Below are 26,516 nucleotides of genomic sequence, written 5' to 3'. Positions count from 1 at the left end.
TTCCTACAGAACGCCGAACAGGTTGTCGGCGACGCCCGCGAAGCACATGAAGCTGAGCGACACGAGCGCGGCCGACACGAGCGTGATGGGCATGCCCTTGAACGCCTTGGGCGGGTCGGCCTCCTCCACGCGGCGGCGCACGCCGCTGAACAGCACCATGGCCAGCAAAAAGCCCAGGCCCGCGCCGAGCGCGCACACGAGCGCCTCGGGGTAGTCGTACCCCTCGTCCACGGACAGGATGGTCACGCCCAGCACGGCGCAGTTCGTGGTGATGAGCGGCAGGTACACGCCCAGCGCCTCGTGCAGCGGCGGCAGGAAGCGCTTCACCACGATCTCGAGCATCTGCACGAGCACGGCGATGACGAGGATGAACGCGATGGTCTGCAGATAGCCCAGCCCCAGCGCGTTCAGGAGCTGCTGCAGGGGCCAGGTCACGGCCGTGGCCAGCAGCATGACCACCGTCACGGCGCAGCCCATGCCGACCGCGGAGTCGAGCTTCTTCGACACGCCCAGAAACGGGCAGATGCCCAGGAACTTCACCAGCACGTAGTTGTTCACCAGGATCATGCTGAACAGGATCGCCGCGTACTCGGCCATCACGCCTCACGCTCCTTCGCATCGCAGATCTGGCACGCGGCGCAGATGTCCTCCTGGGTTGCCACGGCGTCGTCCTCCGGCTCGCCCGCGCGCTTGCGGCGGCGCATCTCCAACGCCACGGATGCGGCGATGAGCACGCCGAGCACGGCGAAGCCGCCCGGGGGCATGACGAACACGTTCATGGGCGTTATGAAGTCGGGCAGCACCTGAAAGCCCAGCAGCGTGCCTGCGCCCAGCACCTCGCGGACAGCCGACATGAGCACGAGCGTGATGGTGAAACCCACGCCCATGCCCAAGCCGTCCAACGCGGCGTCGCGCGCGGGGTGCTTCGAGGCGAACACCTCGGCGCGCCCGAGCACGATGCAGTTCACCACGATGAGCGGCAGGTAGATGCCCAGCGCCGCGTTCAGGTCGGGAAAGTAGGCCTCCACCAGCATCATGACGATGGTCACGAACCCGGCGATGACGGTGATGAAGGCGGGCAGGCGCATGTTCGACGGTATGGCGTTGCGCAGCAGCGACACGACGATGCCGGAGCACACGAGCACGAACGTGGTGGCCACGCCCATGCCGATGCCGTTCGTGACCGCCGTGGTCACGGCGAGCGTGGGGCACAGGCCCAGCATTTGGCGCAGCGTGGGGTTCTCGACGAGCAGCCCCTTGCTGAACACGGAGAGCGCCGCGGGCTTGTTGGGGGTGGCTGCCATCATGCTGCTCCCTTCTCCGTCGAGGCGGCGGCGCTCGCGGTGCCGCCCGTCGTGGCCCGGTAGGCCTCGACGGCCTCGTTGACGGCGGCGAGCGCGGCCTTCGACGAGATGGTGGCGCCGGTGATGGCGTCGATGTCGTCGAGGGTCATCGGCTCGGCCGCGCGCCCTACGAACTGGTCGGTGAACGAGGGCAGCGCGACCTTCGTGCCCAAGCCGGGCGTCTCGCCGTTCTCCATGCCGATGACGTTCGCGATGGTGCCCTCGCCGTCGAAGGCGAGCGCCATGGGAACCTGGCTCGAGTAGCCCTTCGACTGCGCGGTCACGGCGAAGCCCCGGTTGCCGTCGGCCTCCATGAACGCCGTGACGCCGGGCGTGTCGCAGGGCAGCTCGGTGAAGTCGTCCGCCTCGGGGATGAGGGCGGAGTACGTGGCCCAGGCCTTCGCCTCGCGGTTGGCCGCGATGGTGGGCAGCGTGAGGTTGTCCACGGCCCCCAGCAGAAAGCCCACGATGGCGCAGATGACCACGATGACCACGACGGGCTTGACGACGCCCTGCCACAGGCCGGGGCTTCCGCCGCGCTCTTGCGCGCGGGCGCTTGCGTTCGCTTCCGTCATTCGTTGCCCCCTTCCGCCTTCTTCTTGCCGAACAGCTTCCTCTTCTGGCCGCCCAGGGGCGTTGCCCCGGTGAGCGCCTCGATGTAGGGCACCACCAGGTTCATGAGCAGGATGGAGTAGGCCACGCCCTCGTTCATGTTGCCCCAGAAGCGTATGAGGCAGGTGATGAGGCCGAGCCCGATGCCGAAGACCACCTGGCCCTTGAACGTGGTGGGCGAGCCCACGTAGTCGGTCGCCATGAACACGGCGCCCAAGAGCAGGCCGCCCGAGAACACCTGCGTGGCCACGTCGTGGCCGGTGAGCAGGCTCATGACCACGACGGTGCCCACGTAGACGCCCGGAATGGTGAACGTGATGGTGCGCGTGGCCAACAGCCACGCGAGCCCCAGCAGGATGGCCAGGCCGCACGTCTCGCCCAGCACGCCGCCGTGCACGCCCAGCAGCAAATCGACGAAGGGCAGCGCGGGCGCCGAGGGCGCGAGCGGCGTGGCCGAGGTGACGGCGTCGACGCCGGCCGCGCCGGGCGCGAAGCTGGCGATCTGCGGCGCGGCGTAGTTCGTCATGGCGGCCGTGAACGACACGGACAGCACGATGCGGGCCACGATGGCCGGGTTCGCGAAGTTGCGTCCGATGCCGCCGAACAGCTCCTTCACCACCACGATGGCCACGAACGCGCCGATCACCGCCATGTACAGCGGTATGGTGGACGGCAAGTTGAACGCCAACAGCAGGCCCGTGACCACGGCCGACAGATCGCCCACGGTCTGGGCGGTCTTGCGCAGCCGGCACCACAGGTATTCGAACAGCACGCAGGCGATGGTGGTCGCGGCCGTCACGAGCAGGGCGCGCCAGCCGAAGATGACGGCCGAGGCTGCGAGCGTGGGCACGAGCGCTATGAGCACGTTCAGCATGATCTTCTGCGTCGATATCCCGTCGAACACGTGCGGCGCCGTCGAGAGGACGAGCGGGCGGACGCGGGAGACGTTGTCCTCATGCTCCATCTAGTTCCTCCTTTTCGCCATCTCGACGCGCATGAAGTCGCGCGCGAGCTTGCTCGTCTGGGCGAGCGGCTGCTTGGCGGGGCACACGAACGAGCAGGTGCCGCACCCCATGCACAGATCGGCCATGAGCTCGTCGAGCCGCTCGACGTCCTGCGTGGCGTAGGCCTTCCTGATGGCCACGGGCGACAGGCGCATGGGGCACGAGTTCGTGCAGCGGCCGCAGCGGATGCAGGGCGTGGTCTTGGGCTGCTCCATGCCCTCCTCGCTGAGCACGAGAACGCCGTTGTTCTGGCGGATCACCGGATAGTCCAGGTCGATCTGGGCGTTGCCCATCATGGGGCCGCCCAAAACCACCTTGCGCGGCTCCTTCGCCAGCCCTACGAAGTCCATGACGTCGCGCAGGCGCGTGCCGATGACGATCTGCACGTTGCACGGGCGCTCCACGGCGTCGCCCGACACGGTGAAGCGGCGCTTCACCAGCGGCATGCCCGTTTTCAGGAACCGGCCGATGGAGGCCATGGTGGTGACGTTGTTCAGCATGACGCCCACGTCGGTCTGGCGCTTGCCGCGCGGCACGACGCGGCCCGTGGCGTTGTACACGAGCACGTTCTCGGCGCCTTGCGGGTAGCGGCTCGGCAGCGACTTCACCTCGATGGCGGGGTCGTCTTTCGTGAGCGTGCGCAAATGCTCGATGGCCCGGGGCTTGTTGCTCTCGATGCAGATCATCCCGTTCGGAATGTCCAGGTGCCGGCACGTCTCGCGGATGCCGAACAGCACGTCGTCGGCGTTCTCCATCATCTCGCGGTAGTCGGTGGACAGGTACGGTTCGCATTCCGTGCCGTTCACCACGTACAGGTCGATCTCTTCGAGGTTCGGCGGGGCGAGCTTGATGTCGGTGGGGAAGCCCGCGCCGCCCAAGCCCACCAGGCCGCTCCTTTTGATCGCGGCGAGAAACGATGCGCGGTCGACGACTTCGGGCGGTGCCACCGTGTCGGCCACGGTTTGAGCGCCGTCGGATTCGATGACCACCGTGGTGTCGGTCTTGCCCGACGAGTAGTACACGGGCTCGATGGCCTTCACCGTGCCGGACACGCCGGAGAAGATGTCGGCTGACAGGCCGCGCGGCGCATGGCCCACGAGGCTGCCCACGTCCACGTGGTCGCCCTTCTTCACCACGGGTTCGCAGAGCGCTCCGATGTGCTGCTGCATGGGCAGCACGATTTCGCGGGGAACGGGCATGTCGATGGTCGCGAGCTCTGCCGTGTTCTTGCGATGGGGCACGGCGGCGCCGCGGGCGCGACGGAACCGAGAGGCTATGGTCATGGCGTATCACTCCCCCGAAGTGCTCGTGCTGACAGGTCTCTCCGCAGTCTGGGCGCGTCGAGCAGGTGGAGCGCGCGGGTGGACGGAGCGCGAGGCTCGCGGAGTGACCTTATCCTAAAGACGGGGGTTCATCTGCGCCAGCGGTGTTCGGCAAGTGGGCTCGACGCCTGACGCCAAAGGCGCACTTCAGAAGCGTTTGTGCCAAAACCGCCGGTGGGCGGCAGGGCGTCGGCGACGTATTCCGTGCGCGAGCGGTTCTGCTCCGCGCATCGTTCGGCATCGGTTCCCGAGCGAAGTTCGGCAGCGGCTCCCGAGCCGCGAGGATCCTGCTCGCAGATGCTTTCCAGGCACCTCTCAAAAGAGGGAACATTAGTTCTTAAAATACTCTTCAACAAAGACCGCATATGGTATACTCACCGCATCGACTCCACAACCGAGAGGCGGAAAGGCCATGCGCGACGTCGAGCAAACGATCGGCAATCTGATAGACCACCAGAACACGTCGTTCGTCGGGTCGGTGGACGAGGACGGCTGCCCCGAGATCAAAGCCATGCTCCCGCCTCGGCGGCGCGAGGGTCTGCGCACGTTCTACTTCACCACGAACACCTCGTCCCTGCGGGTGCGCCACTACCGCGCCCACCCGCAGGCGTGCATTTACTTCATGGACCGGCGGTTCTTCCGCGGCGTCATGCTCAAGGGCACGATGGAGGTGCTGGAGGACGCGTGGGCCAAGGAGCTGATCTGGCAGGAGGGGGACACGACGTACTACCCGCAAGGCGTGACCGACCCCGACTACTGCGTACTGCGCTTCACGGCCGAGACGGGCCGCTACTATCGCAACTTCGGCTCCGAGGACTTCGCGGTGCCGGAGGCTGCGGACGTGCCGGCTGCCGAGGCGTGACGCGCCGGGCGCTTGACCCACCAGGCAGACGCAACGCTGAACAGCAGCGTTTGCAGGAGGATCTCCAACGTGCCGCCGATGCTCGTGTTGAGCGGCTCGCCGGCGGGGTCGAGGTAGATGAGCGCCTCGATGGAGCCGGGCGAGGTGGCCGGCGTGTTGAAGATGCCCACGATGGCGACGGTCGCCCATACGACGAGCCAGCCGTGCCTGCGGTTCATGAACGCGGGCCGCAGCAGCCACAGCACGAAGGCGAACAGCGCGCCGCGCGCGATCTGGAACAGCGGCGCCATTCTCACCACGAGGTCGTCGGTGCCGCGCATGCCGATGGCGGCGACCGAGCTTTGGTAGTCGAACAGGACCATGGCCAGCATGCCGCACGCCAGGTACGTGAGGACGTGCGCGGCCGTGACCTTCGCGCCGAAGGCGAGTTTCTCTTTCATGGGGATTTCCTTTCTGCGCGCATTCGGCAGGGGGGGACGCCCGCGTCCCACATGCCGAATGCCCCTTCAGGTGATTTTCAACGATGGATGGACGAGGTCGTCTGCCCTAGGGGCGGGCGGCATGTTCTCAGCCTCTTCGTTCCGTGTGGTTCCGCTCAGCGCTTGCTTTGCTCGCGGTAGCGGGCGAGGGCCTGATCGTAGCCGCCGGCCGTCTTCTTGAAGTACACGGTGTAGCCGATGGTCATCCCCGCGAGGATGACCAGATAGATCACGACGAAGGAAGCCCACGCCTCGGGCATGTCCGCGGGGATCCACGGACCCAGCCAGGCGCACAGGGCGAGCACCGGCAGCAGGCACGCTCCGAAGCCGGCGATGCGCGCGGGATAGGCCAGCTTCTTGAACACCGCCTCCGTGAACCAGAAGGCTTGGAGCACGGCCATGCCGAGCGCCGCGCCGTACAGGCTGGCGGTGAGGTTGAGGCCGTAGCTGGGGCCGGCGAACAGGTATCCCATCCCCAAGAACCATGCCATCATCACGGTGAACATGATGCAGGCGGCGGCGGCGGTTTGGGCGATTATCTTCTTCATGGCGAACTCCTTGGCGAACGTCGATCGGGCAATGCCGATTGCGGGTGGCGAGCGGGCGGTGCGGCTTGCGGCCGCGTCTACAGTCCCAGCTTGCGTTTGATGGCGGACGCGTATTGGCGCGACACGATCACGGCCTCGCCGTTGTCCAGCATGAGCTGCAGCCGCGCATTCAGGGCCGGCCGGATGGAGGTCACGTGGTCGAAGTTCACGATCATCTGCTTCGACGCGCGCACGAATTCCGTTCCGGCCAACCTGTCTTCAAGCTCGTACAGGCGCATCGGCGTTTCGTACACGGTTTCGCTCGTGTAAAGGAACGTCTTGCCGTCCACGGTTTCCGCATAGCACACGGCGTCGAGGTCGATGCGGTGAACGGCCCCCTCGCGCGATCCGACGAGCTTGCGGTCGAGCGCGCCCAGCGACGCCACGATGCGTTGCACGCGGTCGTCGATGCGCGGGCACGCGACGGAAACCTCGATGTCTTCAAGCGCGGGGTTCTCGGTGATGGTCACGTTCATGATGCGCCTTCTGGTCGGTGGTGTACGGTTGGCCAACGCCGTCAGTATGCCGAAATCGCGTTGCCCGTACAAGGCCGCTCGGGCCCACCTGCATCCAGCGACGTGCAAGTTGCAGAAAGGCTCCGCGTGGGCTCCGTTTCCGTTGTTGTGCTATGCTCGGATCGTCAGGGCAAACGACGGAAGGTGCGGGCATGGATCTGACGGCGAAGGTGGACTTCGATCGCTTCGAGGCGGCGGTGCGGGTGGTGGACGCGCATGCGGCGGGCGAGCCCTGCCGTATCGCCGTGGGAGGCTTTCCCGAGCCGCAAGGCGCCACGATGATCGAGAAGCGCCGTTGGATGGAGGAGCACTGCGACGGCCTTCGACGCGTCCTCATGCTGGAGCCGCGCGGCCACCACGACATGTTCGGGGCGTTCCTCTGCGAGCCGGTCGACCCCGAGGCCCAGGTCGGCGTCGTGTTCATGGATACGGGCGGCTACCTGAACATGTGCGGCCACGGCACCATGGCCGTGGCGGCGGCCGTGCTCGAAACCGGGATCGTCGAGGCGTGCGAGGGCGAGAACGAGGTCGTGCTCGAGGCGCCCGCCGGGCTCGTGCGCACCACGGCGCAGGTGCGCGGCGGAAAGGTCGAGTCCGTCTCGTTCGAGAACGTGCCCTCGTTCGTCTACTGCGACGATGCGACGGTGGACGTGGACGGCCGCGCCGTTCCGCTGACCGTCGCCTTCGGCGGCAGCTTCTTCGCGCTCGTGGACGCGGCGTCTTTGGGCCTCGGCGAGATCGGGCCTGCGACGGCGTCCGCCTACGCGCAGCTCGGATCGCGCGTGAGGGAGGCCGTGAACCGCACGATTTGCGTGGAGCACCCGACGCTCGACATCGACACCGTCGACCTGGTGGAGTTCTACGGACCCGCCCCCGACCCCGTTGCGGCGGCGTTGCGCCATGTGGTGGTGTTCGGTGCCGGGCAGGTCGACCGTTCGCCGTGCGGCACGGGCTTGAGCGCCAAGCTGGCCGCGCTCTACCGCCGCGGCGACATCCGGTGCGGGGATCCGGTGGTCTGCGAGAGCTTCATGGGCACGCGCTTCACGGGCTCCGTGGAACGGGAAACGACGGTGGGGGGCGTCCCCGCCGTGGTCCCGCGCATCACGGGATCGGCGTTCCTCACCGGGGTGGGGACCTGCCTCGTGGACGCCGCCGACCCGCTCGGCCACGGCTTCCTGTTGGAGCGGTAGCGGCTCTCCAGCATCTCCCGTTCTCTTTTCGCCTGCGTCCGGCGCACCTGGCGAGTCAACGCTTTAGTTCCGAAGAAATAGTAACGCTTGACGTTATTAACGTATAGCGTTACTATTTCTTCATGATCGTTTCCTTTAAAGACCAAGATGCTGAAAAGCTCGCGAAGGGAATTCGCGTCAAACGGTTCGTGTCGTTCGAGCGCGTGGCGCGCCGCAAGCTACGCCAGTTAGAAATCGCGCTGACGCTGGATGATTTGCGCGTCCCTCCTGGCAATAGGCTTGAGGCGTTGAAGGGGGATCGCGACGGCTGTTACAGTATTCGTATAAACGACCAGTTCAGGCTATGCTTTCGCTGGACGACGGCAGGCGCTCAAGACGTTGAGATAGTCGATTACCATTAAGGAGGTTTTGGATAATGGGAAGAATAGAGTACGCGGTTGTCCCCATCTCGCCGGGGGAGCTGTTGAAGGAAGAGTTTCTGGAGCCGATGAACATCACCCAGTATCGGTTGGCTAAGGAGGTTGGTGTTCCTGCGGGACGCATCGGCCAGATCGTGGCCGGAAAGCGCGCGATAACGGCCGATACCGATCTTCGGCTGTGCAAGTTCTTCGGCCTCTCGAACGGGTATTGGTTGCGCGCGCAAGTCGCATACGATACCGAGATAGCCCTCCGGGAGTTGTCGGACGAGTTGGAGAAGATAAAGCCTTGGAGCGGCACGGCCGCGTGAGACGGGCACGGCGCGCACGCGGGGCGGGCCTCGTTCGCCCCTTTCGCTAGAACAGGCTGCCCTGCGAGCCCAGGGTTTGGACGGGCTTGTAGGCGGCTATGATGTCGGGCATGCGCCAGAGCAGGCCGTGCTCCTTGCAGAGGGCGCGGAACAGGGCGCGGTTCTCGGCCGCGCGCGGGCTGTTGCAGAAGTAGCGGTCGCCGAACGTGCGCCGATAGCGGTCGGGCAAGGCGGGGTCGACCGCGGCGATGCGCTCGAGGAAGTGGTCGCGTTGGCGGTCGCGCATGGTCACGCCCGTCATGTGGTAGACGAACCGCGCGCCCGCCGCGGCCGCGCCTTCCACCACGCCGCGCACGGTGGCGTCGTCGTCGGTCACCCACGGCAGCGTGGGCGTGAACAGCACGCCGCAGAACACGCCGGCCTCGGCGAGCTCGGCCAGCGCCGCGAAGCGCTCGGAAGGCGCGGGCGCATGCGGCTCGACGAGGCGCGCCAGATCGTCGTCGGCGGTGGTGACGGTGAGCTTGGCTATGGCGCCGCCTGCGCCGCCGATGGCGCGCAGCAGGTCGACGTCGCGTGCGACCAGCGTGCTCTTCGTGTCCACCGACACGCCGAAGCCGTGTTCCGCCAGCAGCTCCAACGCGCCGCGCGTCACCTGCAGGTCGCGCTCGAAGGGGTTGTACGTGTCGGACATGGCGCCCACGCCCACCACGCCGCGCACGCGGCGGCTGCGCAGCTCGCGGCGCAGGATGGCCAGCGCGTCGAACTTCACGCGCACGCGGTCGAAGTCGTCCACGCGGTAGCACTCGCTTCGGCTGTCGCAGTAGATGCAACCGTGGCAGCAGCCGCGGTACAGGTTCATGTTGTAGTCGATGCCGAACCACTCGTCGCCGTGATGGCGCACCTTCTGCAGGATGGAGCGCGCCCGCACGGTGGGGCAGGGCGCGGTTGCGCCTGCGCTCACGCAGATCTCACGGGATGGCGGATGACGGTTTTCAGGTTCTCCGGCTTCGTGCGGCGCGGGTCGCCCAGGTAGATCTCATGGTGCAGCCGCACCGACGGCACGCCGCCGCCGGCGTCGAGCGCGCCCAGCAGGGCTTCGGCGCTTTCCGGGTCGGCGATGTCGCCGGCCAGCCTGTTTGCGCCGATGAACGTCTCGAGCTCCTCGACGGTCGCGGGTTCGTCGTCGTACGGGCCCTTGTGCAGAATCTGCGCGCACGGCCCTTCGGCGAACGTCAGGAAACGCGCCCGCCCCGCGTCGAGCTCGGGCTTCTTGGCCGCCACCTGCTCGAGCGCCCATCGATGAACGTCGGGCGTGACGAACTCCGGCAGGCGGATCAAGGAAACCCAGTTCAGCTTGTCTTTGTCGAGGATGCTCCGCCCGTCGAACCCGCCCTCGGCGGTCCACCAAAGGCCCTCCAGCGGCGGCACGACGTAGTCGAAGTAGCCGTCCGGCTGCCATGGGCCCATCTTCGCCATCTTGATGGTGTACGAGACGGCGTACTGCAGCGCGAGCGCCTCGGCGTAGGCGCCGTTCTCCTCGTTCGGGTTGCCCTCCCCGGCCACGGCGACGAAGCTCATGGACGGCACGTCCACGAGCGCCGGTTTCTCCTTCGGCAGGTAGAGGTCCCGGTATTCTTTCTTGAAGTCGAACGCTCCGGCCATGGTTTGCTCCTGTTCTCGCTGCGGTTGGGCTACGCGCAATCGCAGAGGTTCGTGCACTTGGCGGTCGCTCGCAAGAGCGGGATAGGCCCCGTCCCTACGAAAGGCGTTTCGATCGCGCTCTCGGAACGGTCCTCAGAGAGCTCCGCGCGCTCCGGCCTACCGCGCCTCGGTCGGCGCCGCGCCTTTCCAGCGGTCGAGCTGGGGCAGCAGCGTCTCCATGTAAGCGCGTGCCTCGGCTTCGGTGAACGGCGCCTCGGTCTTCGTCATGTTCTCCACGCATATGTTCACCATGTCCTCCATGGTGCAGGCCCCTAGGTACCCGCCGTCCGCATAGCACCACTTGCAGTGCTGCTCGCTCGGAGAGCCGTCGGCCTCGGTGCCCAGCAGGCCGGGGTCCGACAGCGGCATGCCGCAGCTTTGGCACACGCTCTGCATCGGCAGCTCCAGCAGCGCCTCGATGGGCACGTGGAACGTGGTGGCGATGAGCTTGAGCGTGTCGATGCCCGGCTGCGTATCGCCGCACTCCCAACGCGACACCGCTTGCCGCGTGACGAACAGGCGCTCGGCCATCTCGCTTTGCGTGAGGCCGTTCTGCTCCCTGATCGAGATGAGCGTGTCTTTGATCGCCATGCTGGCTCCTTTTTCGGGGATGGTTCGAAACCTCCCACCATGGAACCATGCGCTCCCGGTTCCGTCAAGCAACCGTCGGTTGCCTCGTTCGGGGTTCCGCCGAAGAGCGGCCGGCGACATGCGCTTCGGGTCCGTCGAGCGCGCGTCGCCGGCCGGCGGGAAGGCAAGTTACTTCAGCGCCACGAACACGTCGATGTCGGCGCAGGACATGTCCTCGCCCGGCAGGTAGGCCTCGAAGTCCACCGTGAACGCGCGCTGCGCCGTGAGCTCTTCGTCGGCCCAGATGTCCTCCCAGATTTTCTGGACGCTGGCAACGCAGTCGCCGCCCCGAATGGCGAACTTCGCGTAACGGCCTGCGGCGATGTCCTGGGACCGCATGCCCTCGGGCGCGGCGGCGTCGGTCTCGCAGCCCACCAGCAGCTCGTAGCTCATGTCGCCCATGTCGTAGCCGTAGTACAGCGCGAAGCATCCGTACGGCTCGACGCGCGTGCCGGGAATGGAACGGTCCATGCCCTCGCCCATGAAGCGCTGCCAGAGCTGGCCGATGACGGCGCCTTCCTCCGGCGAGTTGTTGGAGGCGCGCACGGTGGGTCCGACGACGGTGCGGGCGGGGAGCTCGACGATTTCGTAGCTCATGGTTGGGTCCTCTCGTTAGGTTGCGTTGACGAAGGACACGATACCGAACGTAACCGGACAGGGCGTGTCCGGTTATGCGGAAAGTTCTACAACTTTTCCCTCAAATCTTATCGTGCGTTGTCGACGGGCATCGGACGAAAGCCGCAAGGTTTCGGTTGCGCTTTGCTATTCTTGCCGCATCGCCTAGAATGGCTGTGCTGGGTTGCGGGCCGCGCGGCCTCAGGGGGCGTGCGGACGAGCGGGCGAAGAGGGGGTGGGAGATGCTGGGGGATCTGACGGTTTGGTACTTGTTCCTGGGCGGCGCGGGCGCCGGGCTCCTGCTCGTATCCGCCGTTCTCGAATGCCTGTCCCCCCAGGCGGTCGTCGCCGATTGCGGCGGGCGCTACGCTCCGAAGGAGGCGTACCGCCGGTTCTTCGGGCCCGTCTACGTGGCGGGAATCGCCGCCGTCGCCATCGGCATGGTCTGCCTGTTCCTCGATCTCGGGCGCGGCGAGCGGGCGCTCGCGCTTATCTTCCAACCCACGCTCTCCTTTATCACGGTCGGCGCCTTCGCGCTGCTCGTCCTCATCGCGCTGGCTGCCGTGCCCCTGTTCGTTTGGGCGTTCGGCTGCGCAGCCCTGCCGAGGGCGTTCATGCTGGCCGTTCGGCCCCTGCTCGCGGTGGCCGCCTTCGTGGTGATGGTGTACACGGGGCTGTTCCTCTCGAGCATGCCGTCGGTGCCGCTGTGGGCATCGCCCTGGCTGCCCGTCCTGTTCGTCGCGTCGGCGCTCTCCACCGGCATCGCGTTGCTCATCTGCGCGGTCGTCCTGACCGGTGCGGGCGAGGGGTTCGCGGCGACGCTGGACCGCCTGCGAAAGGTCGACGCCGCAGCCATCGCATGCGAGATCGTCGTGCTCGCGTTGTTCGCGGGCACGGCCTATCTGGGAGGCGGGACCGCCCAGGCGTCGGCCGAGAGGCTCGTGCAGGGCGACCTGGCCGCGCCGTTCCTCGGGCTCGTGGTGGCGCTCGGGCTCGTTGCCCCGCTGGCCTGCGAGGTTCTCAACCGCAAAGCGGCCGTGCGCCCCGCCGTGGCGGCGGGGGCGTTCGTGCTGGTGGGAGGGTTTTTCCTGCGCTGGTGCGTCTCGGAGGCGGGCATGGCCGTGGATATCGCGGCGTCCGTCATGGCGGCGCTTGGGATACAATGAGGCAACTCATCGATACGTTACCGGAGGGACGCGGCAGAGCGACGTGGCTTGGTTCGAAGTAGACAAAGAAAGCGATCTGCCCATCTGGCTGCAGCTGCGCAACCGCATGGTGTACCTGATCACGACCGGATACTTCAAGCCCGGCGAGAAGCTGCCGACCGTGCGCGGCCTGGCGGCGGAGATATCCATCAACTTCAACACGGTCAACAAGGCGTACATCAGCCTGGTGGACGAGGGCTACATCGACTCGAAGCCCGGGCGGGGCGCCATCGTGCGCGAGATAGAGGAAGAGAAGAGCGAGAAGTTCGAGTCGGTCGACACGCTCATCGAAGACTGCGTCGACGCCTGCCTTGCCATGGGGCTGTCGTTCGACGACGTGAACAAGCGCATCAAGAAGAAGATGCGCGAGATGGAGAAGGAACGAAGCGGTGGCAAGGACTGAGCGAAAGAGGGAAAGCATGAGAAACGACAAGGCGAACGCGCAGAAGCAGAACCGCCATGGCGTCGTTGCCGAGACCCAAGTGCTCGAAACCGACCGGACGGCCTCGAAGGCGGGCGCGCTGATTTTCTCGATAGCGCTGTTCGCGATCGCGTTCGGGTTGGTGCTGGGCCTGTGGTGGCTTGTCGGCGGAACGCTCGACGCGGTGAGCGTTGCCGTGGCCCTGGTTGTCGGGTGGCTCGCCATCTCCACGATGCACATCGCCCAGCAGTGGGAGAAGTTCGTCGTGCTGCGGTTCGGCAAGCTCAACCGCGTCTCCGGACCGGGCCTGGTGTTCACGCTTCCCATCGTGGAGCATTGCTCCCTGAGCGTCGACATGCGCATGCGGTCGGTGCCGTTCGGCGCGAAGGAGACGTTGACGGCCGATCTCATCCCCCTCGACATCGACGCCGTGCTGTACTGGATGGTGTGGGACGCCGAGAAGGCGTGCATGGAGATCAGCAACTACAGCCTGGCCGTGCAGCTGGCCGCGCAAACCGCCCTGCGCGATGCCATCGGGCGCTCGAGCGTGGCCGAGATCACCATCCGCCGCAACCAGTTGGACAAGGAGCTCACCCAAGTGCTGGACGAGAAGACATCGCAGTGGGGCATCTCGGTCCTGTCGGTGGAGATCAGGGACATTGTGGTGCCCGAGTCGCTTCAGGAGGCGATGTCGCTCGAGGCTCAGGCCGAGCAGCGCAAGAAGGCCCGCATCATCCTCATGGAGGCCGAGCAGACCATCTCCGAGATGGCGAAGGAAGTGGGGGAGGCTTACGACGACAACGACAACGCCCTGAAGATCAGGCGCATGCACCTGCTGTACGAAAGCGTGCGCGACACCGGCGGTACCGTGGTGGTCCCCAGCTCGTTCGCCGAGGGCTTCGGCGATGTTTTCCCTGATGACGTTGGTAAGATTTTGGAGAAGTGACCTTCCGGCGTATCGATGATCTATCTTTAAAAAAGAATAATACAATATCAAGTTATCCTAGGACAAGTCTTGCTTATCCTAGGATAACTTGGTATTGTGCAGCCAGTGGAGATTTGGCCAATTCTCTCAAGGTGTAGGAGGGGTATCCTGAAGAATCGGCTTTTCGGCCGCAAGGCGTCTGCGTATGCGGCCGGAAGTCATCGAGGGGATATTCCGACAGAATCTGAGGAGGAGAAATGTCGGGAACGGATAGTTCGCAAGGCGGGCTCACTCGTAGAAGCTTTCTCAAAACGACCGGGGTAGTGACCGGCGCGGTCGCCGCATCGGGCATCTGCTCGTCCCTTGCGGCCCTTTCGCCCGATCGGGCTTTCGGAGCCGAGGACGGCGGCAATTCCGGCTCTGCGAGGAAAAAGGTGCCGACCACCTGCATGGGCAACTGCCACGGCTTCGCGTGCCCCATGGACGTTTTCGTGGAAGACGGCAAAGTGGTCGATCTGCAGAACTTCGTCAGCGAGGATCAGCCGGACTACCATGCGGTGTGCCTGCGTGGGTACACGAACATCGAGCGCTGCTACTCTCCCGAGCGCATCCAGTACCCCCTGCGGCGCGTCGGCGAGCGCGGCTCGGGCGAGTTCGAGCGCATCAGCTGGGACGAGGCCATCGACGAGATCTGCACGAAGTGGAAGAGCTACCAGAAGGAGTACGGCGACGCGAGCGTTGTGTTCGCCAAGGGCTCGGGCTCCTTCACGGCCACCATGGCGTCGTACGACCGCCTTCGGGCCTACATGGGCGCGACGAACTTCCTGAACAACTACGATGCCAACGGCGTCAACTCGACGTGGGACCACATCGGCTACGACGCGTTCTGCTCGACGGGCAACGAGTTCAGGAACCTCAAGTTCGCCAAGAAGATATTCTGTTGGGGCTGCAACCCCAGCGAGTCCGCGATCATCGCGTACCACTTCATTTCGGAAGCGCAGCTCAACGGCGCGAAGCTGTACGTGATCGATCCGAACTTCACGACGACGGCGGGCAAGGCCGACAAGTTCATCCCCATTCGTCCGGGCACCGACGGCTTGCTGGCCATCGGCATGTCCAAGATCATCCTGCGCGACGGGCTCCAGGACGAGGACAACCTGCGCAACAAGACGGTGGCGCCGTTCCTCGTGAAGGAGTCCGACGGCAAGTACCTGCGCCTGAGCGATCTCGGCAAGGCCGAGGCGGGGTCGAAGGAGGACAAGATCCTTGTCTACAGCTCCGAGGGCGTCGCGGGCGAGCTCGACCAGGTGTCCGATCCCGTTATCGAGGGAACGTTCGAGGTCGAAGGGCATCGCGTCACCACGGCGTACAGCCTCTTGCTCGAGCGCTTGGACGAATTCGACCTGGACGACATCGTCGAGAAGACGGACATCCCCCTGGAGACCATCGAGTGGCTTGCCGCCGAGCTCATGGACGGCCCTTCGTCCATCCTCACGGGCTTCGGCATCGACCACTACTCGAACGGTATCACCGGCTACATCAACATGCTCACGCTGCTGGACATCTCTGGGCAGATGACGAAGCTCGGCACCGGCTTCTCCGTATGCGACATGTCCATGCCCATCGCCCAAGGCTTGAACACGACCGCCTGGGGAACCCCCAAAGACGGCAAGAAGAGCCCCCAGCTTGCGGGCGCGTACCTCTACGACGTGCTGGAAGACGGCGGCATCGGCGAGTTCCAGAACCAGGTGAAGAGCCTTTTCCTGTACGTGCACAACGTCATCGGCAACTACCCCGAGCGCAAGAAGTGGCTCGAGATATTCGACAAGCTCGACCTGGTGGTCACGGTCGACGTGTGGATGAGCGAGACGTGCCGCTATTCCGACATCGTCTTGCCGGCCACGTACATGTGGGAGGCGCGCGACATCGCCCGTCCGAACGCCAACCCCTACCTGCGCCTGATGGAGAAGGCGATCGAGCCCCAGTTCGAGGCGAAGAGCGATTTCGACATCGCGGCGCTGCTCGCGAAGGGCATGGGCCTCGGCGACAAGTTCGAGCTCTCGATCGACGACTTCCTGGCGCAGTCCGTCGACAACGACAAGGCCCGCAGCTACGGGATCACGTGGGAGCGCCTGCAGAAGGAGGGCCGCATCTACGCCTTCCGGGAAGACTACGTCTACGGAGACGAGAAGTTCTACACGACGACCGGCCGCTCCGAGTTCTATATCGAGGACGCCAAGCCGAAGTTCGACGCGGGCTTCGAGTGGGACAAGGAGTACCGCGCCCTTCCGTACTGGTTCCCGCCGCGCGAGGCGTGGTACGAGAACGACTTGATTCGGAAGTACCCGCTCATCTTCACGTCCGAGCGCTCCAAGTTCAAGGTCCACACGCAGTTCACCTACGTCGATTCCCTGCTCGAGCTCGAGTCCGAGCCCTACATCAAGATCAACGACGCCGATGCGAAGGAGCGCGGGATCGAGGACGGCGACGTCGTCAAGCTGCACAACGACCGCGGCTACGTCGTCATCAAGGCGTACCTGAACCCCGGCATCTGCCCCGGCATGGTCGTCATCGACCACGGATGGCAGGACGATCAGTTCATCGAAGGCCACTACTCCGACCTCAGCGCTGCTTACGTCGATCAGGCTATCCCCGGACCCGCATGGTTCGACTGCTTGTGCGAAGTCGAAAAAGTCGGTTAGGAGTGAATCATGCAGTATGGAATGGTTATCGATCTGAAGAAGTGCATGGGCTGCCAGACGTGCTCGACGGCCTGCAAGCTTGCCAACAACCTGCCGGCCGGCACGTGGTGGAACCGCGTCCTCACCGTCGGAGGCGAGCAGATTGACACGGCTCGCGGCAGCTATCCGAACGCGGAGATCCACCATCTCCCCGTCGCCTGCCAGCATTGTGCGAACCCCGCTTGCGTGAAGGTGTGCCCGGTGGGGGCCACGTTCAAGGACAAGGACACCGGCATCGTGCGCCAGGACTACGACAAGTGCATCGGCTGCCGCATGTGCATGTCGGCCTGCCCCTACACGGGCGTACGCTCGTTCAACTGGGAGGAGCCGAAGTTCGCCGTAGGCTTCAGCATCGGCGAGGAGGAGAGCCCCGCGCACCAGAAGCACACGGTCGAGAAGTGCACGCTCTGCGTCGGCCGCATCGCGAAGGGGCAGAAGCCGAAATGCGTTGAGGCCTGCGCGGGCCGCGCCCGTTTCTTCGGCGATTTCGACGATCCCGACTCGGAGGTGTCGAAGCTCGTCCGTGATCGCGAGAGCATGCAGCTCCTCCCCGAAATGGGCACCAACCCCTCCGTTCACTATCTCGTCTAAGCAGAAAAGGAGAACAACATGTCTGAGAACGCTCAGGCGGCGCAAGCCGCCAAGGCTCCTGCTGCCAAATTCGGAGGTAGGGGAATCAACATCGGCATCATCGTTGCTGCCGTCGTGACCGTGATCGGCCTCGTGCTATGGGGCGTGCAGCTCTCCGGCGGCCTCGTGCAGACCGGCATGCGCAACCTCGACTCGTGGGGGCTCTACATCACCAGCTTCATGTTCCTCGTGGGCCTGTCGGCCGGCGGCCTCATCATCTCGTCGGTGCCGCGCGCCTTCGGCATGAAGGGGTTCGGCGGCATCAGCAAGGTGGCCGTGTGGACTTCCATCTGCTGCACGGTGCTCGCCATCGGGTTCGTGGTCATCGACCTGGGGCAGCCGCTGCGCCTCTGGGAGCTGTTCGCCTACTCCAACCTGGGGTCGCCCCTCATGTGGGACATCATCGTGTTGTCCACGTACCTCATCCTGTCGATCGTCTACCTGTGGGCGACCGTCCGCTTCGAAAACGGCAAGGGATCCGAGAAGGCCCTGCGCGTGATCTCGGTCATCGCGCTCGTCACCGCCGTGCTCGTGCACTCGGTGACGGCCTGGATCTTCGGCTTGCAGCAGGCCCACGAGTTCTGGCACACGGCGCTTCTGGCCCCGTGGTTCGTGTCCTCGGCGCTCGTGTGCGGCGTGGCGCTGGTGCTCGTCGTCATCATCGCCCTGCGCCGCGCCGGGTACATGGAGCTCGCCCAGGAGAACGTGGTCAAGATGGTGAAGCTGCTGGGCGCGTTCGTGTGCGTCGACCTGTACTTCTTCGCCTGCGACCTGCTCACCTCCGCCTTCCCGGGCGGGTCGGGAACCGAGGTGGTGAACATGCTCGTAGCCGGGCCGCTCGCCCCGTTCTTCTGGATCGAGGTCGTCGGGTGCGCCATCACGGCCGTCATCGCCTTCGTTCCCAGGCTGCGCACCAACCCGCTGATCGTCGTCGGCGCGCTCCTGGCCATCGCGGGCATCTTCTGCAAGCGCGTGCAGCTGCTCGTGGGCGGGTTCCAGCTGCCGAACCTCGACTATCCGGGAGCCATGACGTCGTACACGGTGACGGACACCTCCGGTACGTTGGCAAGCGCCTACCAAGGCATGGTGTACTGGCCCACTCCCATCGAGTTCGGCGTGGTGCTGGGCGTGTTCGGCCTCGGGGTGCTGCTTCTGCTGCTGGGCTTCAAGTACCTGCCCCTCAAGCCCACTGAGCGTTCGCATTAAACGGTCTGCGGAGGCGTTCGGTTCCGCCGGCCGCCTCCCGCCCGATAGAAGGTTGCGAGCATGCGAAAGACTGTCATAACGTTGCTGGCGTTCGCCCTGGCGGGAGCCGCCGTGTTCGGTGCGGGCCTGCTCGCCGACCCTTCGGTGGGCGCCCCGCAGCCGATCCGGGCCGACTCCGCGTGTCCGGCCACCCGCTGCGCTTCGGGCGCGTGCCACGGCTTCGACGACGTGCCCGAGCCCGACGGCGTGCACGAGATGGCCTGTCCGAAGTCGACGTGCTCGAGCGTCGACTGCCACGGGTGGGACACGCTCGCCACGCGCTATTACCAGCCGAGCGACGCGAGCCTGAACCTGTGGATACTCGCGCCGGTGGCCCTTGTGGTGGGCCTTGTGCTCCTGGTGAGAAAGCTCTAGGTGGTTGCCGTGGAGGTAAGGAAGAATCTTGCGATCGACGCGGTCGCGCTGGCCGTGTACCTGGTCGTCGCCAATCCCGCCCTCACGGGGATCGGCGCTCACGAATGGCTGGGGCTCGGCCTCCTTCTGGTGTTCCTGGTTCATTGCGTCGCGCATGTCGACTGGGTCGGCTCGGCGGTTTCCGGGTTCAGATGCGCCTCTTGGGGCGCGCGCGGCAACCTCGTGCTCGACGCGTTGATCCTCATGGCGTTTGCCGTGGTCACGGTGTCGGGCCTGTGCGTTTCGGGCGCGGTGCTGCCGGCGATGGGGCTGTACGCCGAAGGGTACTTCTTCTGGGACCCGTTGCACTCCATCGCGGCCAAGGTGCTCTTGGCGCTGTTGCTTTTGCACGTGGTCGTGCATGGGAAGTGGATTATCGGCTTGATCAAGAAGGGGAGGGACACGCACGATGAATGATACGGTGCGCAAGGCGGGCGAAGCGCCGAAGCCGAGCGAGGCCTCGGCGTGGCAGGTCCGCGCCGCCGCCTACGAGCTGCTGGCGCTCTCGTTCCGCTATCCCGATCGAACCCTCGCCGAGGCCGTGGCCGGCGGCGAGTGGGCCGATGCGGCGACCGAGGTCGCAGAGGCGTTGGGCGTCCCCATGGGGGACAGCGCCCAATTGGGGCATGTTGACGGACGCGGAGTCGAAGAGCTTTTGCACGCGCTGCGCGTCGAGGCCACGCGCCTGTTCGTGGGCGCGCCCGAGCCCCTCGTGCCGCCCTTCGAGGGCGTGTGGCGCGCGGCCGACGACGGGGTGCAGGCACTTCTGTTCGTGAACCCGCACTCCATGGAGGTGGAGCGCTTCATGCGCTCCTGCGGCCTGGGGCGCCCCGAGGGCACGAACGAGCCTTTGGACCACGCGGCCACCGAGCTGGAGTTCCTGCAGTGGCTCTGCATGCTCGCGGGCGGCATGGCGCAGGCCCCCGAAGGAGTGGAAGCTCCTGACGGCGGTTGGGCCGGCGCGCACGACCGCTTCCTCGAAGATCACGCGCGCACATGGATGCCTCGTTTCGCGCAGGGGGTCGCCGCCGAGTCCCGCGAGCCGTTCTACCGTGCGGCCGCGGAATTGCTCGAAGCGGTGCTCGGGTAGCGGTTCGTGTTTGATTCCGGAGGGGGCGAGACTGGAAAGCGGCAGCTCGTTCGGGCGCGCTCGCCTTATGTCGGCCGGGTTGCTTGGGAATAGATGCGCGCGACGGCCTCGGCCTGTTCTTGCAGCCAGCGACGCACGTCGGGCGGCTCGATCACTTCCAGCAGGGGCCCGAACGACAGCAGATAGTATTGCGTGCGCTCGGTGATGTGGCACGCAAGGGTCACGAGCCAGCTGCCGTCGGCCTCGCGCTCGATCGTCTCGGGCGCGAACTCCTCCCGGACGCGGGACTCCGCCTGCGCGGCGAATCGCATGACCAGCCGGTCGGCGCCCCTCATGTGCCCGCCCTCGTCGAGCGCGGGCAGCTCGTGCGCCTGAAACGTTTCCGGCAGCGTCTCCAACGTCTCCCAATCGATGCGGAACAGCTTGAACAGGCGCCATGCGTCTCGCTCGCGGCACCACGCGCGCAAATACCACGACGATTCCTTGAACATGAGCTGGGCGGGCTCCACCGTGCGCTCGGTGCGGTTGCCGGCGGCGTCGAAGTACGCGAACGACAGCGGATGCCGGCCGATGACGGCGTCGCGAATGGTGTCGAACGCGGCGCGGTAGTTCGGCGGCGCGCCCCAGAACGAGAAGTCCATGTCCAGCCAGTCCGCGTTCTCGCGCTGGAACAGGCGTCCCAGCCGTGCGGCCGTCTCGTCGCTCGCCTCGTCGGAGGCTCCGGTGCGGTTGAGCGCGGAGAGCGCGGCCATGATGTCGTCCTGCTCGCGCTCGCTCAGCACCGAGCGGTCCAGCACATAGCCGTCCATGAGGTGCACGCCGCCGCCCTTGCCGCGCGTCATGTACACCGGCACGCCCGCGGCCGACAGCGCGTCCACGTCGCGGCGCACCGTGCGCTCGGACACCTCCAGTTTGCGTGCCAGCTCGCCCGTGGTGGCGGTGCCGCGGTCCATGAGCAGGTAGACGATCTCGAAAAGGCGTTGGGGCTGCATGTTAAGGGCGCCTCTCTGCGAAGGCCGGGTTCGCTGCGGCTGCGTTGCGATCGCCCTCGTTGTCAACCCGGTGCCCGAGCGCGGCGTTCGCGTCTGCGAGGACCTGCTGCACCAGGTCGGCGCGCGTGCGGGCGAGTTCGTCGAACGGGACGGGATCTGCCGGGTCGTCGTCGAAGGGGGCGAGCTCCTTCACGTACCAGGCCACGTCGTGCCACGAACCCGTCTTCCAGCCGGCGTGCGGCTGCACCCAGCAACGTTGGAACCCGAAGCCCTCGTGCAGGCGTTCGCTTGCCGCGTTCGGCACGGTTACCAGGCCGTAGGCGCTTTTCACGCCCTGCGCGCGCAGCAGCTTCAGCAGCGCGTCGTACAGCACGCGTCCCCAGCCGCGGCCCGTTGCGCCTTGCTCGAGATACACCGACAACTCCGCGTTCCATCGATAAGCCGCTCGGCTTGCCTGGGCGTGCGCGTACGCGAACCCGACGACGCGCCCGTCCTGTTCGAGGACGAGGCACGGGTGGGTGGGCATCGCGTTGTCCATGCGGGCGGCGAACTCCGCAGGGGAGGGCGCCGCAGTGTCGAAAGTGACGGGCGTCTCGACGTACGGCGCGTACACCGCGCGCAGGGCTTCCGCATCGTCGCGCGTCGCAAGGCGAACGCTCGCGCAAGCTGCGCGTGGAGGGAAGTCCATCGGTCGATCCTTTCGTTTCGAGGCGGGAAGGCGGGTCGTGCGGGCTGTGCGCGCTGCGGCCAATCCGCGCAGCCACATACTACCACGAGCGTGCGTTCGCCGACCCTTGGCGAGGAGCTTGCACCATGCACGCGAACGGCGCTCGAAGTCACAATATTCACCGCTGTGAAGCTCGGCGACGCAATAATCGCCGCACCCGCATTTCACGACCTGGGAAAATGTCCGCGCGGCGCGCGGGGTTGACGTCCGGTGAACCGCTGAAGGCTTTCCAAGGCGTCGAAATCGCTTCACAGCGGTGAATATCGTGACTTCGGGGGCGCGCTTGCGACATCGTCTGCGAACGCAACCCCGCGCTCGTGTGCCGCCCAAGAACGAAGATCCGGCGGGGATCGCACGGTGCTGCCGTCTCAACTTGCCTATGCGTGCCAAATGCAATATATATTTGACATAATGTTAGATAAATCGTATATTTTGCCAAAGAACTTGCATACTTGCGGAAAGGGTGGTTGAGGTGGAGGCAGCATCGTGGGGGGCTTCCGGCGGCATGGGGCGAACGGCCGGTGCTGCGGCGGACGCGGGAGCGGCCGTGGCGGCAACCTCGGCCGCCACGGGCAAGAACCTGCGCATGAAGGTGGCGCGCGTCGAAGCGGGCCTGTCCCAAGCCGAGCTGGCCGCCATCGTGGGGGCGACGCGGCAGACCGTCGGCCTTATCGAGGCGGGCGGCTACAACCCCACGCTCAAGCTGTGCCTGTCCATATGCCATGCGTTGGGGAAAACGCTCGACGACCTGTTCTGGGAAGAGGGGTGAGGGCCATGCGTTTTACGAAGAGCCTGCGAGCATTCGGCGGCCCGGTGGACGAGCGCGTGCGGGCCGAGACGGACCGCATTTACAAGGTGGGGTTCTGGATCCTGGCCGTCGGGCTCATGGTCTACCAATACTACGGTTACTGGAAGTCCCAGGTGGAATGGGTGTACGGGCTGGTCGACAGCGCGCACGCGCACGAGTACGTCGACCCCTTCGTGCGCGTGCTGTTTTTCGCGGCCTTCCTCGTCATCGCGTTCTTGCTGTACCGCCGGGGGCTTACGGGGATCGACGATTTCGACGGGCCGAGCGAGTCTTCGACAGGTGCTTGCCTCAACGGTGCGGCTTTGGCGGGGCTGGCGGTCGGCGTGCTCACCGCCGCGGTGCGCTTCGTCGCCCAGTGCCAGCTGCTCGGTTTCGATCGCATGCGCCCGCTCGACGACGCGGTCATCGGCGTTTTCATGGGGCTGCAAGCCGGCTTCTTGGTGTTCCTCGTGCTGCTTGCCTATCACCACCTGGCGAAACGTCGTCTTGCGAAGCTGGAGAAAGACCTCGACGACGACTGACGGCCCCTCCTTCGTCGCGCACGATGCGTTGCGGTCAGACCGTGGCGCTGTTGTGTTGTTCGCGCGCGCCGTCTTGCCGTTGCCCGGTCGTTACGGAATACTCGAACCAGAAAAACTTCGAACGCGCCGCCGCCAGGGCGGCGTGTTGCGCTCGGGCTGCGACACGGGAATGCGACGGAAGGGAACGAAACGGCGTGGCGATCGACTTGAAAGCGAGCATGCGGAGTCTGCGCCGGCAGGTGCGGCATCTGCCGGTTTGGCCGAAGGTCGCCGTGCCCGTCCTGTGCGGCGTCGTCGCGTTCTTCGGGATCGCCAGCGCGCTGGGTTCCACCGCCGACCGCCCCGAGGAGCCCGTCTCGTCGCTGGACGCGGCGGTCGACGACGCGCCCGCGACGGAGGGCGCCGAAGCCCCTGCCGCACCGGCGCCCAACGCCCCCGCGACGGCCGTGGCCCCCACGGCGCTCGACGCCGCTTCCGGCTCGGGCGACATCAACCTGTTCGACGCGACGGGATCCCAGCGCACGGTGGACGCGTCCGAGGCGCCCGCCGTCGCGGCGGCGCTCGACGCCTTCCGCGAGGCCGGATACGAGGCCGGCTTCGTCGTCTACGATTTCGCCACCCAGAGGGGCTTGGGCTGCAACGCCGACTTCGAATGCTTCTCGGCCAGCACCATCAAGGCACCGTTCGTCACCTACGTGGCGCAGGGCCTTGTCGACGAGGGACAGGCGTCCTTGACCGACGAGGTGTTCGAGGACATCGTCATGGACGGCACGGGCATCATGGCCGACGACGACGTGAGCGTCTACGATCTGCAGACCGTGCTCGCCAACACCATCGTGTATTCCGACAACACGGGCTACGCGCTTCTGCGCGACGACTACGGCTCCGGTTTCGACGAATGGGCCGCCGCCGCCGGCGTTGACGCAGGGGCGTGGGAGGGCGAGTGGTATCCGTATTTCACGCCGCGCGACCTGGCCAAGCTGTGGCTGGGCGTGGGTGGGTACCTCAGGGACGGCGTCGGGCAGGCGCCCCTGTGCGAGGAGCTGTTCGCGCAAACGGGCACCTCGTTCATCCGCCGGACGCTCGGGGCCGACCATCAGGTGCTCGCGAAGGCGGGCTACGAGATCGACACCCCGTGGTACGATATGGGCGCGCTCAACGATGCGGGCATCGTGAAGGTCGCATCCGGCGACTACCTCATGGCCGTCATGTCCGACGCCGATTACGACGACGAGTACTTCACCGACAACGAACCGCTCATCACGAACCTGATCGCAGCGCTCGACGAGGCGCACGACCGGCTGCTCGCGGCCTAAGGAATCCTTCATGGAACCGAAAACGCACACGATCGCACGAGACCTCGAACGCGCAGAAGCATCGGCTCGCGTGCGAGAGCCCGGCCGAACGGCGGCCCGCACGATTCTGAGCTGCCTTCTCGCGGCGACCCTCGTCTGCGGGTTGGGCCCGCAGGCTTCCTGGGCCGAAGACGCCCCCGACGACGCCGCGGCGGCCGAGGCCCAACGGGCCGTGGAAGAGGCGCAGGGCGCGCTCGACGGAGCCGAGTCGCAGATGCAGGGCATAGCGGCCGACCACGCGACGCTCGAGCAGGAGATCGCCGACCTGCAGCAGCGCATCGACGAGACGGCCGCCCAGGCCATGGAGGCTCAGCAGGCGCTCATCGAAGGGCGCAGCGCCCTCGGCAAGGCGGCCGCCTACGAATATCGCGGCGGCTCCGTGCCGTCGCTCTTGACGGTGCTGCTGGAATCCCAGGACTTCGACGAGTTCGTGCGCAACCTGTTCTACCTCTCCGCCGTGGCGCGGTACCAGTCCGACGAGATCGCGGCGCAGAAAGAGCGCTCCGAGCGCTTCGACGCGCTCGTGGCGGACCTGAACGCGCAGAAGGACGAGCAGGAGAAGAGGCTCACTGGGCTCGAGGAGAAGAAGGCGGAGGCCGAGCAGACGGTGACGGCGGCGTCGTCCCAGCTGCAGGGCGCGCAAGACGAATACGCCTCCGTCATCGAGGAGCTTCAGCGGAAGGCCGAGGAGGCGGAGGCCCAGGGCGGGGTGAGCGGGCCGGTGGCCGTGGAGGAGTCGAACACCAACACCACGCGTCCGGGCGACCAGGTGCAGCAGGTCGAGCCCGACCCGACCCCTTCTCCGTCGCCCGACCCGGAGCCTACGCCTGACCCCGGGATAGGCTGGTCGACGGGTGTCGCCTCCGCCTACGGCGGCTCCACCGACCCCTACACGCCCAACCCCGGCACCACGGCCACCGGCGCCGTGTGCGACGATTGGTCCATGGGCGTTGCCGTGCCCATGGCGTGGCCGCGGTATTGGCAGTATTACGGCCGAACCGTCGAGATATCCTACAACGGCATGACCGTGCTCGCCACCGTGAACGACTGCGGCTACATGGGCGGCGGCAGCCGATCGCTCGACCTGCAGCCCGGCGTGTGGAAGGCCTTCGGCTTCTCGTCGTGCAACGACTGGGGACTGCGCACGGTGAGCTACCGGTTCCTGTAGACGGGCACGTCGCGCTCTTGCCTCATTGGGCGCGTGGCGCTCGGTTGCGGTTAGGCGCCGCGCGCCTCGAACTGGTTTACGCCCGGCTCGGTGTCGAACATGCCGCAATACGGCACAAAAACCGAGTTTAGGGAATATTCGAGACCCATTCCGGTGCCCTTTGTCGGGCATTCGAAAGAAAACCGCAGGTCGCAATTTCCGAGCTTGACGCGGAAGCGTTCCGCACCCTGTTGAGGATTCCCTGAACTCGGTTTTTGTGCCAAATCAGGGGCTTCCGCCGCCGCGCCGACTCTCGCTCGCCCTCTCCCTCCCGCTCTCGCAACCCCCTTGCTTGTGGAATTTCACGCACGGCGCCCGCGAATGCGCTATACTGCATCGTTACATGCGATGACGAAGACAGCGCCGTGCGGCGCGGTCGTCACCAGAGACGGGTGCCACCGGCTGAAAGCACCCGGGCGACCAGCGCGGCGATTCCCTTCCGAGCAGCGCGTTTGAACGCGGATGCGGCCCGGCGGCAGCGGGGCGGCAAGACGTGCAGTAGGGCGCGACGGGAGCTCCCGTCACAGAGCGCAAGAGCGGACGGCCGAAAGGCCGCGCGTTCCGAGCCGCTGCAAGGCGGGCGGGCGCGCAGCGACGGCATGTCAACCGAGGTGGTACCGCGAGAGCCTTCTCTCGTCCTTGGATCGG

Annotated in this window: 32 protein-coding genes; 17 read left to right on the top strand and 15 right to left on the bottom strand. The window is 66.0% G+C overall.

Annotated features, from left to right (window positions below):
* Positions 1 to 3: 3 nt before the first annotated feature.
* The 5 genes from C1878_RS04155 to rsxC are packed head-to-tail and all read right to left on the bottom strand — an operon-like array spanning position 4 to position 4,242.
* Positions 4 to 597 (bottom strand): electron transport complex protein RnfA, encoded by a 594-nt coding sequence (locus C1878_RS04155; RefSeq protein ID WP_114600431.1) that lies wholly within the window; start codon positions 595 to 597, stop codon positions 4 to 6.
* Entirely contained in the window at positions 597 to 1,307 is a 711-nt protein-coding gene (gene rsxE, locus C1878_RS04150; protein WP_241963592.1) for an electron transport complex subunit RsxE, read from the bottom strand. The genes C1878_RS04155 and rsxE overlap by 1 nt, the downstream gene beginning before the upstream one ends.
* On the bottom strand, positions 1,304 to 1,918 hold the full coding sequence (locus tag C1878_RS04145; RefSeq protein ID WP_114600430.1) for an FMN-binding protein: 615 nt from the start codon (positions 1,916 to 1,918) through the stop codon (positions 1,304 to 1,306). The genes rsxE and C1878_RS04145 overlap by 4 nt, the downstream gene beginning before the upstream one ends.
* A complete protein-coding gene (locus C1878_RS04140; protein ID WP_114600429.1) occupies positions 1,915 to 2,919 on the bottom strand; it encodes an RnfABCDGE type electron transport complex subunit D in 1,005 nt (334 codons plus the stop codon). The genes C1878_RS04145 and C1878_RS04140 overlap by 4 nt, the downstream gene beginning before the upstream one ends.
* Positions 2,920 to 4,242 carry an electron transport complex subunit RsxC gene (gene rsxC, locus C1878_RS04135; RefSeq protein ID WP_114600428.1) on the bottom strand — a complete coding sequence of 441 codons (1,323 nt, stop codon included), beginning with the start codon at positions 4,240 to 4,242 and terminating at the stop codon, positions 2,920 to 2,922.
* A gap of 451 nt (positions 4,243 to 4,693) precedes the next feature.
* Here rsxC and C1878_RS04130 point away from each other — a divergent pair, with 451 nt between their 5' ends.
* On the top strand, positions 4,694 to 5,143 hold the full coding sequence (locus tag C1878_RS04130) for a pyridoxamine 5'-phosphate oxidase family protein (protein ID WP_114600427.1): 450 nt from the start codon (positions 4,694 to 4,696) through the stop codon (positions 5,141 to 5,143).
* On the opposite strand, the gene C1878_RS04125 is transcribed toward C1878_RS04130, so the two are convergent.
* The 3 genes from C1878_RS04125 to C1878_RS04115 form a co-directional block, all read right to left on the bottom strand.
* A complete protein-coding gene (locus C1878_RS04125) occupies positions 5,074 to 5,583 on the bottom strand; it encodes a hypothetical protein (RefSeq protein WP_114600426.1) in 510 nt (169 codons plus the stop codon). The two genes, C1878_RS04130 and C1878_RS04125, sit on opposite strands and share 70 nt — an antisense overlap.
* A 155-nt stretch (positions 5,584 to 5,738) precedes the next feature.
* Positions 5,739 to 6,170 carry a hypothetical protein gene (locus C1878_RS04120; protein ID WP_114600425.1) on the bottom strand — a complete coding sequence of 144 codons (432 nt, stop codon included), beginning with the start codon at positions 6,168 to 6,170 and terminating at the stop codon, positions 5,739 to 5,741.
* A gap of 77 nt (positions 6,171 to 6,247) precedes the next feature.
* Positions 6,248 to 6,685, bottom strand: coding sequence for a LytTR family DNA-binding domain-containing protein (locus C1878_RS04115; RefSeq protein ID WP_114600424.1), 438 nt, complete (start codon positions 6,683 to 6,685; stop codon positions 6,248 to 6,250).
* Between the two features lie 191 nt (positions 6,686 to 6,876).
* On the opposite strand from C1878_RS04115, the gene C1878_RS04110 reads away from it, so the two are divergent.
* The 3 genes from C1878_RS04110 to C1878_RS04100 all read left to right on the top strand — a co-directional run bounded on the left by C1878_RS04110 (position 6,877) and on the right by C1878_RS04100 (position 8,641).
* Positions 6,877 to 7,914: a proline racemase family protein gene (locus C1878_RS04110; protein WP_114600423.1), complete on the top strand. Its 1,038-nt coding sequence runs from the start codon at positions 6,877 to 6,879 to the stop codon at positions 7,912 to 7,914.
* Positions 7,915 to 8,036: 122 nt separating this feature from the next.
* Positions 8,037 to 8,315, top strand: coding sequence for a type II toxin-antitoxin system RelE/ParE family toxin (locus C1878_RS04105; protein WP_114600422.1), 279 nt, complete (start codon positions 8,037 to 8,039; stop codon positions 8,313 to 8,315).
* Positions 8,316 to 8,329: 14 nt separating this feature from the next.
* Entirely contained in the window at positions 8,330 to 8,641 is a 312-nt protein-coding gene (locus C1878_RS04100; protein ID WP_114600421.1) for a HigA family addiction module antitoxin, read from the top strand.
* 46 nt (positions 8,642 to 8,687) lie between these two features.
* Here C1878_RS04100 and C1878_RS04095 read toward each other — a convergent pair whose 3' ends face one another.
* The 4 genes from C1878_RS04095 to C1878_RS04080 form a co-directional block, all read right to left on the bottom strand.
* Positions 8,688 to 9,602 carry a radical SAM protein gene (locus tag C1878_RS04095; protein ID WP_241963591.1) on the bottom strand — a complete coding sequence of 305 codons (915 nt, stop codon included), beginning with the start codon at positions 9,600 to 9,602 and terminating at the stop codon, positions 8,688 to 8,690.
* The gene (locus tag C1878_RS04090) at positions 9,599 to 10,303 is read right to left on the bottom strand and encodes a GyrI-like domain-containing protein (RefSeq protein ID WP_114600419.1); all 705 of its coding nucleotides are present in this window, start codon (positions 10,301 to 10,303) and stop codon (positions 9,599 to 9,601) included. Before C1878_RS04090 ends, C1878_RS04095 begins: the two co-directional genes overlap by 4 nt.
* A 156-nt stretch (positions 10,304 to 10,459) precedes the next feature.
* Complete coding sequence (locus C1878_RS04085) at positions 10,460 to 10,933, bottom strand: zinc ribbon domain-containing protein (protein ID WP_114600418.1); 474 nt, start codon at positions 10,931 to 10,933, stop codon at positions 10,460 to 10,462.
* Positions 10,934 to 11,101: 168 nt separating this feature from the next.
* The gene (locus C1878_RS04080; protein ID WP_114600417.1) at positions 11,102 to 11,569 is read right to left on the bottom strand and encodes a GyrI-like domain-containing protein; all 468 of its coding nucleotides are present in this window, start codon (positions 11,567 to 11,569) and stop codon (positions 11,102 to 11,104) included.
* 260 nt (positions 11,570 to 11,829) lie between these two features.
* Here C1878_RS04080 and nrfD (C1878_RS04075) point away from each other — a divergent pair, with 260 nt between their 5' ends.
* The 9 genes from nrfD (C1878_RS04075) (at position 11,830) to C1878_RS04035 (ending at position 20,258) form a co-directional block, all read left to right on the top strand.
* Positions 11,830 to 12,753 carry an NrfD/PsrC family molybdoenzyme membrane anchor subunit gene (gene nrfD, locus C1878_RS04075; RefSeq protein ID WP_158539717.1) on the top strand — a complete coding sequence of 308 codons (924 nt, stop codon included), beginning with the start codon at positions 11,830 to 11,832 and terminating at the stop codon, positions 12,751 to 12,753.
* Positions 12,754 to 12,796: 43 nt separating this feature from the next.
* Positions 12,797 to 13,195, top strand: a complete 399-nt coding sequence (locus C1878_RS04070; protein ID WP_114600415.1) for a GntR family transcriptional regulator — start codon at positions 12,797 to 12,799, stop codon at positions 13,193 to 13,195.
* Between the two features lie 16 nt (positions 13,196 to 13,211).
* Complete coding sequence (locus C1878_RS04065; protein ID WP_114600414.1) at positions 13,212 to 14,159, top strand: slipin family protein; 948 nt, start codon at positions 13,212 to 13,214, stop codon at positions 14,157 to 14,159.
* A 236-nt stretch (positions 14,160 to 14,395) separates the two neighbouring features.
* Positions 14,396 to 16,840, top strand: a complete 2,445-nt coding sequence (locus tag C1878_RS04060; RefSeq protein WP_114600413.1) for a molybdopterin-dependent oxidoreductase — start codon at positions 14,396 to 14,398, stop codon at positions 16,838 to 16,840.
* Between the two features lie 9 nt (positions 16,841 to 16,849).
* Positions 16,850 to 17,470 carry a sulfate reduction electron transfer complex DsrMKJOP subunit DsrO gene (gene dsrO / locus C1878_RS04055; protein WP_114600412.1) on the top strand — a complete coding sequence of 207 codons (621 nt, stop codon included), beginning with the start codon at positions 16,850 to 16,852 and terminating at the stop codon, positions 17,468 to 17,470.
* 18 nt (positions 17,471 to 17,488) lie between these two features.
* On the top strand, positions 17,489 to 18,715 hold the full coding sequence (nrfD, locus tag C1878_RS04050) for an NrfD/PsrC family molybdoenzyme membrane anchor subunit (protein WP_114600411.1): 1,227 nt from the start codon (positions 17,489 to 17,491) through the stop codon (positions 18,713 to 18,715).
* Between the two features lie 60 nt (positions 18,716 to 18,775).
* A complete protein-coding gene (locus C1878_RS04045; protein ID WP_114600410.1) occupies positions 18,776 to 19,129 on the top strand; it encodes a hypothetical protein in 354 nt (117 codons plus the stop codon).
* Positions 19,130 to 19,138: 9 nt separating this feature from the next.
* Positions 19,139 to 19,585 (top strand): DUF4405 domain-containing protein, encoded by a 447-nt coding sequence (locus C1878_RS04040; protein ID WP_114600463.1) that lies wholly within the window; start codon positions 19,139 to 19,141, stop codon positions 19,583 to 19,585.
* The gene (locus C1878_RS04035; protein ID WP_114600409.1) at positions 19,578 to 20,258 is read left to right on the top strand and encodes a molecular chaperone; all 681 of its coding nucleotides are present in this window, start codon (positions 19,578 to 19,580) and stop codon (positions 20,256 to 20,258) included. The genes C1878_RS04040 and C1878_RS04035 overlap by 8 nt, the downstream gene beginning before the upstream one ends.
* 65 nt (positions 20,259 to 20,323) lie before the next feature.
* Here the strand turns inward: C1878_RS04035 and C1878_RS04030 are convergent, their stop codons facing one another.
* Positions 20,324 to 21,250: a YafY family protein gene (locus tag C1878_RS04030; RefSeq protein WP_114600408.1), complete on the bottom strand. Its 927-nt coding sequence runs from the start codon at positions 21,248 to 21,250 to the stop codon at positions 20,324 to 20,326.
* 1 nt (position 21,251) lies between these two features.
* On the bottom strand, positions 21,252 to 21,938 hold the full coding sequence (locus tag C1878_RS04025) for a GNAT family N-acetyltransferase (RefSeq protein ID WP_114600407.1): 687 nt from the start codon (positions 21,936 to 21,938) through the stop codon (positions 21,252 to 21,254).
* A gap of 511 nt (positions 21,939 to 22,449) precedes the next feature.
* On the opposite strand from C1878_RS04025, the gene C1878_RS16815 reads away from it, so the two are divergent.
* From C1878_RS16815 to C1878_RS04005, 4 genes are all read left to right on the top strand, one after another.
* Complete coding sequence (locus tag C1878_RS16815) at positions 22,450 to 22,746, top strand: helix-turn-helix transcriptional regulator (RefSeq protein WP_241963590.1); 297 nt, start codon at positions 22,450 to 22,452, stop codon at positions 22,744 to 22,746.
* 5 nt (positions 22,747 to 22,751) lie between these two features.
* A complete protein-coding gene (locus C1878_RS04015; RefSeq protein ID WP_114600406.1) occupies positions 22,752 to 23,306 on the top strand; it encodes a hypothetical protein in 555 nt (184 codons plus the stop codon).
* Between the two features lie 194 nt (positions 23,307 to 23,500).
* A complete protein-coding gene (locus C1878_RS04010; RefSeq protein WP_241963589.1) occupies positions 23,501 to 24,622 on the top strand; it encodes a serine hydrolase in 1,122 nt (373 codons plus the stop codon).
* 10 nt (positions 24,623 to 24,632) lie between these two features.
* Complete coding sequence (locus tag C1878_RS04005; RefSeq protein WP_114600405.1) at positions 24,633 to 25,829, top strand: hypothetical protein; 1,197 nt, start codon at positions 24,633 to 24,635, stop codon at positions 25,827 to 25,829.
* 50 nt (positions 25,830 to 25,879) lie between these two features.
* On the opposite strand, the gene C1878_RS16430 is transcribed toward C1878_RS04005, so the two are convergent.
* The gene (locus C1878_RS16430) at positions 25,880 to 26,092 is read right to left on the bottom strand and encodes a hypothetical protein (RefSeq protein ID WP_147272901.1); all 213 of its coding nucleotides are present in this window, start codon (positions 26,090 to 26,092) and stop codon (positions 25,880 to 25,882) included.
* Positions 26,093 to 26,516 lie beyond the last annotated feature (424 nt).

Origin of the sequence: Gordonibacter sp. 28C, from assembly GCF_003339845.1 — a bacterium.
GTDB lineage: Bacteria > Actinomycetota > Coriobacteriia > Coriobacteriales > Eggerthellaceae > Gordonibacter.
Note: the sequence above shows the minus strand (reverse complement) of the source record. Positions and strands in the feature narration are given on the sequence as shown.